This window comes from Pseudomonas sp. LB3P31 (assembly GCF_054897945.1).
In genome coordinates this window covers 427,745-442,522 of record NZ_CM142710.1, presented here as the reverse complement: position 1 = coordinate 442,522, position 14,778 = coordinate 427,745, and the positions used below count along the sequence as shown (strand labels likewise).

Below are 14,778 nucleotides of genomic sequence, written 5' to 3'. Positions count from 1 at the left end.
CCCGGCGATCATCCGGTCGGCTCCAGGCGACAACGCATCGCCGCCGAGCCCGGTTTCTGGAACAGCACATCATCGCCGATTTGCGAAAAAATGTAGTAGCCAGTGTTGTCCTTGCCACTGTAACGCAGTCCCGAATCCGTAGCCTCCTGGTTTAGCGTGACCGAAGCATTTGCCCAGCGCAGGTAAACCACGCCCGGGTCCGCATTGAAAAAGGTGGCGGCAATCAGCGCGTTCAGCCCGGCACAACGAATCGCCAGCGGGCCTTCGGTCAGGCGGTCCGGGTCCTTGGTCCTGACAATAGCCGAGCCCTGGCGCAGTTGATCGGCGCGTTCCGCATAGCGGCTCACCGTGCAGGCCTTGGGGTCGGCCTCGGTGAAACACTGGTTGCGTGTGAGCGTCCAGATCTGCTGGTCGGTGGTGATCTTTTCCGGGCGTGGAACTGCGCGCTCGTCCGTGAGTGCCAGGCGATACAGCCGGTTCAGTTCGCGATCCATCCGGGCCAGTTGTGCGTCGCGGCAGATCAGTTTTTCAACCGGTGCCGTAGCGGTGGCGCAATCGAAGGTGGTCTGGAATAGCGGGGCAGGGGTGGCGGCCTTGGCACACGGGCTCGCCGCCGCGCTGGCGGCGAGCAGACAGGTGCAGATACCCGTGAGCGTTTTCATGATCCATCCAGTTTAATTGGAGATCGGCACCACCAGGGACAACCACGTATTCCAGCCTTCCGGACGATTCTTCGCATCAAACTCGTAGTAGCCCTTAAGGGTGTTTGCGCAGAATTTTATAGTAGACACAGTCTGAGGGCGCCGCCGAGCAAGTGCTGGACGGCAAGGGCAGGGAGGCATGGGGCCGGATGGAATGCTGCACAAGAGCGATCGAAAATACAACTGGCGGCGGTTTGACAACTAACGCCGTCGTTGCACCTAACGCCGGGGCACGGTGACCGGTAACTCAACCCTGGCCACCAACCCGCCACCCCTGCGATTACGCAAGGTCAGCTCGCCGCCCTGTTCGCGAATGATTGCGCGGGCGGCCGAAAGACCGAGACCGACCCCACCGGTGGCGCGGTTGCGCGAGGTCTCGAGACGGAAGAAGGGATCGAATACCCGTTGCAGCGCTTGCTCAGGAATACCCGGTCCCTCATCCCTCACTTCGATAAAAATCGCATGGTCGTCGCAGCTCAAGTCGGTGTGTGGGCGCTGCCCGTATTTCACCGCGTTTTCCAGCAGATTGACGATTACCCGCTTGATACCCAGCGGTCGACCGTCATACACAAGGTGCGCCGGGCCTGTGAAATCGATGGCGATATCCTGGTCCCGGTAGTCATCGATAATGGTCTGCAGCAATTCCGACAGGTCGAACGCGGTGGACTGCTCCAGGTGCGTGTCTTCTCGGAAAAACGCCAGGGCGGAATCGATCATCGACTGCATTTCCTCGATGTCGCGAATCATCTTGCGCTGGTTGTCCAGGTCTTCCATGAACTCGCTGCGCAGGCGCATCCGGGTCAGGGGCGCGCGCAAGTCATGGGAGATGGAGGCGAGCATGTGCGTGCGCTCACCGATGAAATGCTGGATCTGTGCCTGCATGGTATTAAAAGCGATGATGGCCTGACGGATTTCGTGGGGCCCCTGGATGTCGATCGGCGGGGCGCTCAGATCTCCGCCAAAACGCCGGGCGGCAGTGGCAAAGCGTTGCAACGGATTGGCCAGTTGACGCGTGGCAATCCAGGCGACCAGCAAGGCGGCGACCAGGCCCAAGGCAATAATTACGGCAATCCGCACGTTCAGGCTCAGGCCCCAGCTGCGTTCCGGCGGCGTGAACGACAACCAGCTGTTGTCGGCCAGACGCACAAGAGCGACATAGTGGGCATCAGGGTTGTCCCGCCCCCAATCACCCGGGTTGAACACCTCTATCTGGCGGTCATCGCCGAGCAACTGTCTTAGCGTCGGCACCTTGGATGCCTCAAAACGCGCGCCTTCACCGGGCAGATTGAAGTCGACTCGCTGCGCTCTCCACGACACATCAAGGGCCGGATTGCTGGCCGCACTTGCCAATTGCGAGCGCAAGGCAGCGGGGGCCGCCTCGATCACCCGGGTTGTCGCGGCAATTTGCTCGAGCAAGCCGGTACGCTCGATCGGGGGGCGGGCCCAGGTGCCGGCCACCTCAACGAACAAGGCATTAAGCAGCAGCGAGGCAAGCATGGCCGCGACAATCGTCAAGGCAATCCGGCGCCTGAGGGTGTCGAGGCGCAAGCTCCGGCAAATCATGAACGGCTGACCTTGGCAGTAAACATATAACCTCCGTTGCGCACGGTGCGGATCAAGTCCGGGCGTTTGCTGTCCGGTTCGATCTTGCGGCGCAGTCGACTGACTTGCACATCGATGCTGCGATCAAAGGCGTCGTGCCCCTGGCCGTGGGTCAGGTCGATCAGTTGTTCTCGCGTGAGAATGCGCTGGGGATGCTCGAGCAAAACCAGGAGCAAGTCGAACTCGCCACCGGACATTGGAATCATCACGCCTTCGGGCGAGCGTAGTTCGCGACAGGTGATGTCCAGGTGCCAACCGGCAAAGGTAATGATCGGTCTCGAGGGCTCGACGGCTCGAGAGGGCGCCTCGCCGCAGCGCCGTTGCAGGGCTCGCACCCGAGCCAGCAGCTCTTGCGGGGCAAAGGGTTTGGTCAGGTAGTCGTCCGCCCCCAGCTCCAGGCCGACAATTCGATCACTCAATTCGGCCATGGCCGTGAGCATGATGATCGGGATATTCATCTGCGCCCGAACCTTCTGGCACAGGCTCAGGCCGCCTTCTCCCGGGAGCATCAGGTCAAGAATGATGGTGTCCGGCCGCGCCTGCGCGATGGCCGCCCACATGGCCTCGCCATCCGCAGCCACTTCGACCTCATAGGCGTGCTGGACAAAGAACTTCCTCAGCAGGCACAGAATTTCCACGTCGTCATCGACGATCAGCAGTCTGCTCACGTTCGCAGGGTCCATGAACCAAAAAGAACGCATCTAAAACCATTTCGAAGCCCGGGTCATATATTTCAATCCTGCAACATTCCTTCCGGGCGGACACCAACCTGACATCGCCGGGTAAAAAACCTCGGGCACTCTGCGCATATTCAACAAGGGAAACACATCGATGAACAATAATCGCTCACTGGCGCTGGTGTTTGCAGCCTCCTTAAGCCTGTCGGCATGCAGCAGTAAAAAAGTGCCCGCTGAGGCGCCACCAGGGTTCCTGTCTGATTACACCGTGCTAAGGGAAGGGCAGACGCCCTCGGGTCAGAAGGTATTAAGTTGGGTCAGCCCGGCGTTGGCGAGCGGCAATTACACATCTGTTTACCTGGCGCCGAGCCAGCTTTATCCGAAGCCTCAGCCCACGCGAAGGATTCCACAAAGCACACTGGCCGGCGTGACCCAGTACTACGATGCAACCCTCGCAAAGGAGCTGAGCAAAGTGGTGTCGCTGGTGCCCAAGCCTGGTCCGAGAACGCTGATTGTCAGGCCCGCCATCACTCAGGTATCCGCCAGCACTCAGGGCCTGAGGTTTTATGAGTGGCTGCCCGTCACCCTGGTCGCGGCCGGGGTGAGCACGGCCAGCGGAATTCGCGATCTGGACAGTGAAATAGCCACTGAAGTGTCATTTCAGGACGGCGCGACCGGGGCTGTCGTTGCCGAGGTCGTACGCGAGGGTACAGGCGTGCCGCTGGAAAACGACAAGCAAGTCATGTTGCCTGATGATGTAAAGAGTGTGCTTGATGGTTGGGCCACGGACTTGAGTCAATCGTATGTTGCTGTGCGCAATGCTGCGTTGCGCTAGGGGATTGCGCGAGTCAGCGCTACCGAGCGCTGCTGCCAAATCATGGTGGTGTTTGATAACAAGAGTCGGGTATGCAGTATGTGAGAGTTTCAGGAGTTGGTGGTTTCAATATGTAACTCAACTAAATAGTTGTTTAGTTTAGTTATATATTTTGGTTATTTAGTTTCGCTGAAAAAGTCGGCCTTATCCAGGAACTGGGATGGCAGATCAAGTGTGATCTGTGCGGCTTTAATAGCCAGATCCTTTCGGGCATTTTCATCGTTGACCAGGTCTAGCAAATAGCTTTGATCGCCGCTGGATTGCATAACTATGCACCTGAATTTGGCGATCTCCACCTGGGTGGCTCCGACGGGTGTCGTCATTATCTGAGCTAGCAGTTTGGCGCTTGCGCACCGTTCACGTTTCCTCTGAAATTTGTCACAGCTCCAGATAACGAGTGCGATGATTGCAGCTGAAGCCGTTGCCACAGCAGCTACAGCGTCCCAGTTAATTTCCCATTCAGTACAAAGCCACATGCAAGTTCTCCATCGTTTTTAGGGACGGCATTCAAGCATGCTGTGATAACTGTCGCCAAGCTGTGCATGAAGCGACGATGGAGGCGTTACCAGGCTCCAAATCTGCCCCGAACGACCCTAAGCGGTAAATCCATGGGTTCGCATAATGTATATTATGTTAAATGATGGATGGCAGAAGCACGGCTGGCATCTGCCAACTTGTTCTTCAACGTGATCGCCAAACGGTACGAACATGGCAGCTTGGTGCTGACCAGCAACTTGCCGTTCAGCCAGTGGGCAACGACCTTCGCGGACGACTCGACACTGACCGCTGCGCTGCTGGATCGGCTTCTGCACCATGCGCATATCGTCCAGGTCAGCGGACAGAGTTATCGACTGAAGGACAAGCTGAAATCAGGTCAGGTGGTGCCGAGAGAAACGGCCTCGCCACAGAAATAAACAGACCTCAAACACCGCCGGGGTGGGTCAGTTTTACTTCGGTAGGGTGGGTCAGTTTTCAACCGGTGTTGACAGATACTTGCAGTAATGCCCTTGCATCGTCATTGAATAGAGGTCGCAGCGGAATGGCGAATTGGATGATTTTTTCCAAATAGCTTTCCCCCGTCCGTCGTCTATCCTCTGCGCTATCTCCCCTTCCTAGGGCTTGAGTCACGCGCTCTGGATCGTAAGCCACAAGGTAAGAAATACCCTTGATATCTCCCACTGCTTTGACGAGTTGGGCCACCGCGCGCACCTCTTCATCCTCTACGCGGTCAAGCTCGTCAATCAACACAACCACAGCCACATTCTCTTGTCCGAGCTTCGTCTCCAATGCTTTTCGCTCTTGGTTTACTGAAAGATCCTTTGGCTTCAAAAGGCCCTTCAATCCTTGGACGATCCATCTCTTCCAGAAGACCGTGGTCACCCCTCCTCCAATAAAGATGTCGACGATCCCCGCGGCGGTTGATCCCGCCACCTCGATGGCGGCTTTATAACGTTCTAGCTGTCCCTGAAGCGCTTTCGCCTTCTCTCTTGTACTTTGGCCCAGTGCATCCCTGAGGCTGTTGAAGTACGCCTGCATGAGTTCGTCTCGCCCCTTGAATAGCCAGGGGTTCAACGTCGCCACGACGACTTCGTCCATCGTTCGGAACTCTTCGCTTAGCATGTTGAGCACACTGGACTTACCCAGCCCCCACTCCCCCGTGAGGCCAACGACGAAACCTGTCGCCCTTCGAGTGGTGACCTTGCCGTCAGCATCGAGCTCCGTATGCACCAGAGTTCTCACGAGACTGGCGACGAAAGGCTTGCGCTCCAAAGCATCGGCCTGGGAGTCTTCAATGGCTCGGTCTTGGCGGGCCGTGTGATTGATGCTTTCCATACGTTGGGCAAATTCCATTATCGAGAGAAACATCGGTCGCCTTCAGGTCGTGAGAGCGTCCGCACTGCGTTCTGAGTATTGAAGATGGCTTAAGCCGCTGGTGCCAGCAATTTCCAGCTCTTAGTGCGTGAAAGGCGGAACGTGCAGGCCAGTGTCCGTCACAGCAGGCATTCGTCAGGTGTGGAAATGCATGGACGTGACCATCCTTTTGCATTGCCGCTGACCGTTCAATTGAATCTGTGCTGACCAATCGTTTGTATTCGTTTTGGCTAGCACAATCTGTAGTGAAGACAGGCAGAGGACTGCCCGAAGCAGACATTCAGTTTTGCTTAGGAAATGCGAGCCGATTCATCGGTATTAAACTCGGCTAGCCTGAATACCCGAGTTATTTAGCAGTGGTCAGATCAAAGAGGTGTTGGTCAACGCTTTTGCTGCTTTCGGGTAACTTCATTGAAAGCTCTTGGAGCAATGCCGAACAGTGGATAAGGAAGAACTCGCCAGCAATATCGTCTAGGTCGCCGCCGACAGCTTGGACATGCACGTCGACCAGTGAGCGTCGGGCTGACAGCAAGATCACAGGGCCATTTCCTGTGCGCGGGTAGAGATTTAACTCCCACCGTATTGCAGAGCGGAGGTTCAAGTTGCCGAGTAGCTCATTTAGGAAGGTCACATCTTCTTCGGTGATGGGTTCGACGCACCATGCTCCGATACCGACTGAAAGGTCTGGAATGCCAGCAGTAGCGGGTTTTACGTGGTCATAAATCTCGCCTGCTACGATCCCGCTCCAAAGCGTAAGATAGGCTTCATGCAGTTTATTGCCACCGTTACTTAACGCCCAACCAAAGAACTCGGGCGCGGCAAAGTAGCCGATGCCAGCCCCGTGCGGAGCTTTAAGCTGTTGCAAATCCACTTTCTGGAGTGAGACTTTCAGGCGGTTATCGGCGATTCTGCCAAGCCCAAATAGTCCATCAATGAGCCGTTGGTAGGCGGGATAGGCGGTAATGTCTTCAAGTGCGATGCGGGTGCCGCTCATGCCATTCTCTCCAAGGAACGAAGCCAATTGCTGGGTCAGATAGTCCAACGCGGTGGGCTTTACAGTCGGGCAGTTGCCCGCGAATGCTCGCAGGTAACGTTCAACGCTACGCCAGTAGATCGTCTCACGGTTCCACTGGGCGGGCGGCAGTGTAGAGTGTGTAATCAGGACAAGACCGCCGTAGGGCTCTGTCCGATCCTTTCTGTAAGATTCGTATAGGGATAGTTGATCGGCATCACCCAAAGTGTCTTGGTACTGAGTGAAGCCGGCTGCAATCTTGTTCTCGACGATTAGGAAAAAATCCTGGCCGCGCCCGATAAGGTCCGGTCGTTTCCCTGTTGCCCGGTGTCCGGGGCCAATGACATGCTGCGTTTCCCAGACGAGGTCATTAAGGTCGACTTGGTTACCTAACTGACCCGGTTTCAGCTTGAATAAGCCGGTCAGCACCTCGGTGATTCTGCCAGACAGGGTCACCTGACGCAGCCATTCGGCTAGCAGCTCAGTGAGAAAATCCTCGAAAGGCGAGCGTACATCGTTCTGGCGAAATGCGAACAGACGATCGAAAAAACTCATACCTATCCCTGGTGAATGGGGTCAATTTGCACATTCTGTCATAACGTTACCTTCGTCGAGGGCATTCTGCTTTTTTCGCTTTAATTAGCTGAACACGCGTGTCTCGAAGTAGGCCTCCCCCTTAGTGTCGCGCTTAAGGTGTGGCGCCATTACACCCGGTGATGAGAAAGACTCTATTCTTCCCTGGTTTATGTGATCGATCCCGTACCTAGTCGCGATCGAAGATCCAGGACCTTCACAAGAATCCTGACTTCGTGCCCCATTTCTTCCATAATTTTATCGGCTTCTTCCTCCAGCAAGGTTCTCAATTGCTCAAGGTTCATCATGGCGTGTGTGTCGGGGTGCTGCCATTGACGCGAAGACGCCACGGTGACCATCAGACAACCGGTTTTGCAACGGTCAGCTGCCATGTATTTGGTTAACAGCTGATCGCGCAACGTGCTCCGCAACACTGCACCGGACCAGCCTTGTTCACCGACCTTTAACTCAATAGTCGCTTCCTGGCCAGACGTTGAACGCATTCGGATGTCCGTCTCCTTTTCGTCGGCGGTCGCGCCCTCTTGATCAATGGTGTAAAGCCCGTTCGCAGTGTCCTTCAACCGCCGCGCAATTTCCCTGCGCATGAGTTTTTCGAGAGTGATATTCGCCCAAGCTTCACGCGGCGACGCATCCTGCAGCAGGAGATCATCAATATCGTCCAACCTGTCCTGCATCAAGGCAAACATTTCATCTCGCGTCTTGGGAGGGGTTTCGCCGATGTTATCCAAAAGCGAAATTTCGTCCTCAGTCATCTCAGCCTTGTCCATTTCCTCCGCTGCCTTCTGCTTGGCCAAGAGTGCAAGCCTGTCTCTGAAATGCGCAAAGAGCGGATCGACCACCAATTCCATTTTAGCGGCCCAGGCCTCGGGGCCTGTTAGCGTGAGCACAGCACTTAGGAGCGTATTACGCGCCTGCTGCGCATCGTCTCGCGGTGTAGGCGTGTACGACCCCTCTCTCCGCAAATCATCGCTGGGACGGACATGCTGATAGGCAAGTCTCAATAACCGTACGCGTTGACTGATGGTGAAACGCTCGAAACCCAGATCAAAAGGCCATCCGCTCCATCGGCCTCCAAACACACTGGAAAAAAAGTCGACCCCGGGTCCCTCGGCCGCCGGGACTATTTGTAGAAGAAGTCGTGTCAATTCGAGGGTAGCCGCTTCAGGGTCCAAGGCGAAAAGTGCAGACAGCCACAGGTGAACGAACACTGGTACGGTGGCCAACTGCAGTTTTTCCAAAACAGTAGCGCGAAGCACGTCTCGGTCGTTGCCGATGCTGTGGTCCATGAGTATCGTCAAGACCGTCTTTGGCCGCCCCCAAACACCAAGACCACTGTCGTCGGTCTCGGTTGGCTGTGTATAGGTGCTCAACCAGATTTGCAAATCAGGAATGAAGAGCTGAGTGACACCAGTCGATGAGTTTTTGATGACGTTTAATGACCAGGGATAATCACCAAGATCGGCAGCTCTATCGAGCTCCCACCGCAACTGCACGCGAATAATGCTCTGAACGACATCAGGAAACGAGTGTGCGAGTTGCTCTATCCAGCCGGGACAGCCCTGATATTCCAGTGGAATATAATGTGCAGCAATTCGTGCCTGTGCTTCGCTGATTCTTACTGCCCAATTCGGATCTTCGGCATCCGCCCACAACGCCGTCAGTCCAAGTTGCCAACGAACCTGAACAACTTGGACTTCGTCTTGCGGTCGATCCATGGGTAAGGTCGGACATTGTGTCGGCCATAGCGTACGCATCCTGGCGTGCAAATGATTGGTAACCGAGGTGCCAAAGTGCTGTTCCAGAAAACGTCTGTCCCAGCCAGACGTCTGGTTTGATCCAGAGGCTCTCTCCATGAGGTCCCACAGCTCTTTCAACGTACGCGCGCCGATAGAGGAGTCCAACACCTCCTCTGGATCGTTGATCAGTCGCTGCCAAAAGTCTATCCAGTACTGACGGTCGACTTCGGCACGTTGTTCTGCAGCGCGCTTGCGTTGCGCATCGCGCGCCTCAAACGTCATTTCTTGTACCGATTTCGGTCGTGGCAGTAACGCTTCATCTATCTGTGCCAACAGTATCGAGTTGTCACCTACCCTGGGTCTCAGCGTTTCTACATGGTTCGCCCATTCCAGAGTGGGGTCAGCTGCGTATCGAATGGACGCTTCTAACATCAGTTGGCGCTTGTCGAGAGCTCGCGTGCTGTCAGATAGGGCTTCAAGAATCCAGGCCGAGTCCTGAGCGTGATTGAGGTATATGGCACCAAACGAATTCAAGGCGAATAGCCGCTGCCACGGATCGTTTTGAAATTTCAGTCGTTGCCGCAGGTTGTCTTCGCAGGAAAAAACAAGCGCTCTTATTTGCGAGGGAGCACTGGCAAACAGCGATCCGATCGTTTTGAAGTACTCGCCACGAAGATGAAGCGATGAGGCTAACGCCATGGCGAGAACGAGTCCTTCGACCACCTCTTGAGTACCCTGCCCCAAGGTAGAGAGCCGCAGGCCTGTAATCGCAAGCATTGGAATCAGATCAGGACGGGACACGTAGATGTGGTGTTTTTCTTCTGACCAAGCCACGCTTTCATCGAGCAGTGCCGAGATCGCATCAAACAGCCGCCGGAGTTCATCGTCGCTGAGGCTGGCGTCCTGTATCGTTCGTGTCAAATAGCCCATTCGCCCTCTTTCCGGATTCGTCGGCACCGGTAGGCTGGCTAGCAATTGCACCAGCACTTCGGGCCCCACATAGACAGGGAAAAGCTCGATTACGGCTCCACGAATGAGCCGTTCTGGCCAGCGTTCAGAGTGTGCCTGCATCTCTTGCACGAGCGTTGATAACTGAGGATCAGCCAACTGCACGAGGGCATCGATCGCTGTCAGGCGTTCGTCGTCTTCAACAGAAGGATCCATGGCGATCGCAAACACGTGGTCACTGCACTCATGCATACCTGCGTACGCAACGAGCTGAAGTAGCAACTGCCGAACTTCCGGATTCTCAATCCTCCGTTCCAGCATCTCCTTGACGGTTGAAGATAAATCTAGCGAAGCGAAACGGCTGATCTGTAGCGACGGTATTTTCAGCCCGCGCCAGCCCCCATCGCCGAACCGAGAGACAAATGCTCGAAGCGCCTCAACTCGCTGTCTCGGGCTTAGAGATTCTGGATCACCCTCAGAGAGCAGAACTTCCGGCTCTCGATTTCGGACTTCTTCGAAAATGCTGGCGCTTGAATGTGCTAACCACCCGGCTATTGGTCGCATGGATGGTTTGATAATTTTGATCGTCTGCGCTGTCTCAGCGAACAACAGGCGCTTCACGGCCTTGATCGACATGCCTTTGGATAAGCGATCTGCGAGACGATAAGCCGCCAGGTACTCAACCACTGATCGGTGGTGAAACCGAACGCGGCCATAGCTCGCAAACCCAAAAATGCTGCGCTCCAAAAGTGTCTGAATTTCTTTGGCGCTCCAGTCGCTCAGTACGCGCCCAGGGTCTAATGCAATTGACTGCGGGTTGGCCTCTAAATCGGATTCCGTGTTGTGACGAATCGTCAACTTACGAGCCAGGAGCGCTGCGAGAGCAAGTCGGCTAGCGCCCTCCAATGCACGCTCAGGCGATATTTCACCAAGTTCAGAACGACCCGTGCGTGCTTTTAGTTTCACCTCGACGTTCTGCTGAACCTGCTCCCGGTGGGTTCGGATGCTTTTTGAGGCCCGCCAGTCAGCGCAGAGCTCGATCAGGTCTTGCGGACGCCTGGCAAAATCCTGAGCATTTTTATTGCGAATTGAAGCGACAAAATTATCGATATCCGTCACGTGCCGAGTGGCGGCCATCTCTCGAATTTGCGAGTCAGAAAGTGGTAGTAACCTGACGACGAGAAGCTCTGCTGCGCTCTCTTCTTCATCTGTCGACTCTGTTTGCTTACCTTGGCCTGATGCGATCTCAGCAAATCGTTCGGCGCTTGGCGCATCCGCCACTTCGGGGCTGCCCTGGTACGGGAAATATTGACGGATGAGATGCTGATCCACGGGAATCGGCCGAGTCGTAACGACGATACGTACCCTCTCCAGATTCCCTTGGAACTCTTTGCTCAGCTTGTTCAATGCCTGCTTGAAAGTACCCAGCGTGAGCTGAAGCTCGTCAATCGAGTCCAAAAAAAATGTCGCGACGTCCGACTGGCTGGTCTGCCAAGCATGAAGTCGGGTTTCTTCTTCGCGGGACAGGAGATCCACAAACGGTGACACCGCCAGAACTGATAATTCCAGGAAAAACGCCGGCTCGCCTCGCTCCCAGAGCAGCCGATGTTGAGCCTGGCACTCGAACGTTTTGCCTGTTCCGGCCTCAGAGACAATCAAAACACGCATCGACTTCAGCAGCTCATTCCAGTCGATGGCTGAAGCAAAGCCAAGCTGGTCGCGCTCCATCAGACTCTCAAGATCTACGGCTTTTTCTTGAGAGAGGGGGCCAAAGGAGCGTTTGATGCGTGAGGATCGCGTGGTGGTTGAGCTCATGAGGAAAGCGCCGAGGGACGAAGTAGCGCTTTTGTAATCCATTTTTCAAGCGGTGTCTGCAAAGTTGTAGGCGTTATTACAGCCTCAGGCACTTCCCATTCTCTTAGCTCTGCGGTGTAAGCGTCGCGCGCCTCAGGCCCTCTCCGGATTAGGCTCCGAAGCGTCATCGGCAACATCCATTTGCAAGATTATAGATGACTAGTTTAAGCCATATGGATGCCGCAAGCCAATACGCGGATGCCAATATTGTCCCTCCAGGAGCCCGTCATGGATACGTTTCAAACGATTCGCGAACGCCGTTCAGTCAAGCACTATGATCCAACACACCGCCTCTCTCCCGAAGAAGGGAATCTGTTGATCGATCTGGCACTCGAATCACCATCATCCTTCAACGCACAGCATTGGCGCTTGGTGGATGTGAAAGACCCAGCCATTCGCGCAAAAATCCGTGTCGCAGCTTTTGACCAAGAGCAGGTGACAGATGCATCGCTGCTCTACGTCATCTGCGCAGACATCAAAGCGTGGGATAAAGACCCGTCCCGATACTGGGAAAAAGCACCTGCCAACGTTCGGGATGTCATAGTTCCAATGACGAGATCCTTCTATGAAGGACGTGAGCAACTGCAACGCGATGAGGCGATTCGCTCTGCAACTTTCCTTGCTCAAACGCTGCTGCTCGCGTCCACGGCGATGGGCTATGACTCCTGCGTACTGATCGGCTTTGATGCGGACGAAGTGGCCAAAATCATCAGCTTGCCGGAAGATAACCTGATCTCCATTTTGCTCGTGGTTGGCAAAGGCACCAAGGCGCCCTGGCCAAAACCTAGCGCAATCCCAAAGTCTGAATTCATTTTCAGAGACGGATTTTCAGTCACCAAAGCGGCGTCTGAAGTAGCCGAAAGCCCAAGTGAAGTGGGTATCGGAGCAGGTTTTTGGACAAGTATGTGAATACGTTGAGGTACCGCCCGTAACCTCCCAGCCCACACTGCCCCCTATCAGATTCAACTCAACGACTAGCCGCTCTCGAATAGGAAAGGCTCGATGTAAGTCGTTCCTGTTTGAGCAATATCGTGTCGAGAAAAAGGTACTGGGCTGCAGGTGGTGGGCGGGTACCGGATGAAGAACCACCAGGAGATTAGGTGCGACAGCACCAAACGGGGCATCAACACAGCGCTTCAAACATTAGCTTGGAATGACGAGGTACCACGCTCATGATCCAATGCTTTTTGTGACTGACCATCAGACGATGAAATCGTACAAGGATGAAAAACATGTTTGAAAGGCTAAAATCAGACGACTCTGAGGTCGTCGACTTGCTCCTCACCCAAGCCTTGGTTGAAAGAGAACTTGATCGGGCAACGTTTCTGCAAACCAATGGCGTACTTGAACATTTCTCGCCTGGCAACGACCTGATCACGCTCGGAGATACCGCAACCGACGTCTATTTCCTGCTCACCGGCAAGGTAAGAATCAGCATCGGTAAGCGCGTCATTGTGGAATCGTATGCGGCCGGAAATCATATCGGCGAACTGGCAGCGCTCCAGGTCACCAACCGATCGACAACCGTCACGGCCCTGGATGACGTAGTCGCGTTAAAGATCACCAAATCCATCTTCAAGCAGTTCTTAAGAGACTTTCCGACCGCCGCCAACGCCCTGGCTCAAGAGCTGGCCAAACGATTGGTGATACGCAACGCCAATATTGCCAAGCCGAATCCTAAGCATCGTATTTTCGCCATCTCGTCGGCAGAGGCACTCAAGGTCGCGTTGGGTGGGACGGCTTACTTTCTTCACGACAACCAGTTTGAGTATGCGCCCTGGCCTTCTGCTGATGTCTTCCAGATCTCAAGCTACCCCCTCGATGACCTCGAAGATGAGTTGGAACGCGCCGACTTTGCTATTGCGATTGCTCAGGCTGATGACATCGTGCACTCGCGAGACCAGCAAGCCATGGTGCCGAGAGACAATGTCCTTTTTGAATTGGGCCTGTTCATGGGACGCCTGGGACGCAAACGAACAATTTTGATGGTGCCGAAAGGCAAGAATGTAAAGCTCCCCAGTGACCTTGGCGGCCTAACGATCATTTACTACCCGAGTGAGATGACGAAACCTGAAGAACTCGCTATTTGGGAGCAAATCAAAAGTCATTTCAGGACGTTGATTCAATGAATGCCGACGAACAGAAAAAAGTGCGTGACGCGGCAATCGCCGGACTTGATCAAGCTATCAAGACTTGGGGCAAGGTTAGGCAGGTGATGTTGGAGAACTACGGCATGGAGAGCCGGGGCATTCCTGTGATGGACTCGGCCACAGCGAGCAACATCCCTGGGCATCCCTTCGTCGATTATGGCAAACCCGAGGCTACGGAGTTCGTGGCCATGGTTGTCGACATGCGTAACTCCACAGACAGACTGCAGAATCTTCAGCGCTTTGAGGGCATAGAAGATGGCTTTCAGCGGGTGTACTACGAAACCTCTGCCCTCCTCCCAGCGCTCGCGACAACTGCACTGTTTAAGGGAGGCCATGTGACCGAATACCTTGGCGATGGCGCCTTGATCTTATTCAAGGTGGACACCGACGATCGCGGACAAACTGTCAAGGATGCCTACCGAGCTGCTTCGGATTGCGTGACCACTTCTCGCGGCATCGTCAACGAACTGTTGAGCAACCGATTCAGGCTGCCTGCGCTAAACATTGGGGCTGGTCTTTCGATGAGCCACGCAATTGTCACACTGGTAGGTACGCGCGACTTCATGCAGGCAAAAGCGATTGGCACCTGCGTTTGGGAGGCGACCAAGCTGAGTTCAGGGGTCAATGCGGTTCATGTTTCACAGAAAATGCGGGACGGTTGGCCTACTGGGAAAGTGGGTACTATTTCCTTCTCAAAATTAAATAATTTGCCTCCGAAGCTGACTGGATTTTCGGTATCGGAGCGTTAATTACATCGC

At 54.8% G+C, this 14,778-nt stretch carries 11 protein-coding genes and 1 pseudogene; 5 read left to right on the top strand and 7 right to left on the bottom strand.

What is annotated here, in order from left to right:
• Positions 1–8: 8 nt before the first annotated feature.
• The 3 genes from ACYZTK_RS01895 to ACYZTK_RS01885 all read right to left on the bottom strand — a co-directional run bounded on the left by ACYZTK_RS01895 (position 9) and on the right by ACYZTK_RS01885 (position 2,986).
• Entirely contained in the window at positions 9–662 is a 654-nt protein-coding gene (locus ACYZTK_RS01895; RefSeq protein ID WP_462012864.1) for an MliC family protein, read from the bottom strand.
• 258 nt (positions 663–920) lie between these two features.
• Positions 921–2,264 (bottom strand): ATP-binding protein, encoded by a 1,344-nt coding sequence (locus ACYZTK_RS01890; protein ID WP_462012863.1) that lies wholly within the window; start codon positions 2,262–2,264, stop codon positions 921–923.
• On the bottom strand, positions 2,261–2,986 hold the full coding sequence (locus tag ACYZTK_RS01885) for a response regulator (protein WP_462014996.1): 726 nt from the start codon (positions 2,984–2,986) through the stop codon (positions 2,261–2,263). The genes ACYZTK_RS01890 and ACYZTK_RS01885 overlap by 4 nt, the downstream gene beginning before the upstream one ends.
• Before the next feature lie 148 nt (positions 2,987–3,134).
• Between ACYZTK_RS01885 and ACYZTK_RS01880 the strand changes: the two genes are divergently transcribed.
• Positions 3,135–3,815: a DUF3313 domain-containing protein gene (locus ACYZTK_RS01880; protein ID WP_462012862.1), complete on the top strand. Its 681-nt coding sequence runs from the start codon at positions 3,135–3,137 to the stop codon at positions 3,813–3,815.
• Positions 3,816–3,970: 155 nt separating this feature from the next.
• Here the strand turns inward: ACYZTK_RS01880 and ACYZTK_RS01875 are convergent, their stop codons facing one another.
• Complete coding sequence (locus ACYZTK_RS01875; protein ID WP_462012861.1) at positions 3,971–4,330, bottom strand: hypothetical protein; 360 nt, start codon at positions 4,328–4,330, stop codon at positions 3,971–3,973.
• 192 nt (positions 4,331–4,522) lie between these two features.
• On the opposite strand from ACYZTK_RS01875, the pseudogene ACYZTK_RS01870 reads away from it, so the two are divergent.
• Positions 4,523–4,768, top strand: a pseudogene (locus tag ACYZTK_RS01870) (ATP-binding protein); the annotation flags it as partial.
• A gap of 58 nt (positions 4,769–4,826) precedes the next feature.
• Here ACYZTK_RS01870 and ACYZTK_RS01865 read toward each other — a convergent pair.
• From ACYZTK_RS01865 to ACYZTK_RS01855, 3 genes are all read right to left on the bottom strand, one after another.
• Positions 4,827–5,687 (bottom strand): KAP family NTPase, encoded by an 861-nt coding sequence (locus ACYZTK_RS01865; protein WP_462012860.1) that lies wholly within the window; start codon positions 5,685–5,687, stop codon positions 4,827–4,829.
• A gap of 385 nt (positions 5,688–6,072) precedes the next feature.
• Positions 6,073–7,293: a hypothetical protein gene (locus ACYZTK_RS01860; protein ID WP_462012859.1), complete on the bottom strand. Its 1,221-nt coding sequence runs from the start codon at positions 7,291–7,293 to the stop codon at positions 6,073–6,075.
• 188 nt (positions 7,294–7,481) lie between these two features.
• Complete coding sequence (locus tag ACYZTK_RS01855; RefSeq protein WP_462012858.1) at positions 7,482–11,831, bottom strand: NACHT domain-containing protein; 4,350 nt, start codon at positions 11,829–11,831, stop codon at positions 7,482–7,484.
• A 267-nt stretch (positions 11,832–12,098) separates the two neighbouring features.
• On the opposite strand from ACYZTK_RS01855, the gene ACYZTK_RS01850 reads away from it, so the two are divergent.
• From ACYZTK_RS01850 to ACYZTK_RS01840, 3 genes are all read left to right on the top strand, one after another.
• Entirely contained in the window at positions 12,099–12,779 is a 681-nt protein-coding gene (locus tag ACYZTK_RS01850; RefSeq protein WP_080932027.1) for a nitroreductase family protein, read from the top strand.
• A gap of 323 nt (positions 12,780–13,102) precedes the next feature.
• Positions 13,103–13,999: a TIR domain-containing protein gene (locus tag ACYZTK_RS01845; RefSeq protein WP_052962707.1), complete on the top strand. Its 897-nt coding sequence runs from the start codon at positions 13,103–13,105 to the stop codon at positions 13,997–13,999.
• Entirely contained in the window at positions 13,996–14,769 is a 774-nt protein-coding gene (locus tag ACYZTK_RS01840; RefSeq protein ID WP_462012857.1) for a hypothetical protein, read from the top strand. Before ACYZTK_RS01845 ends, ACYZTK_RS01840 begins: the two co-directional genes overlap by 4 nt.
• The last annotated feature ends 9 nt before the right edge of the window (positions 14,770–14,778 follow it).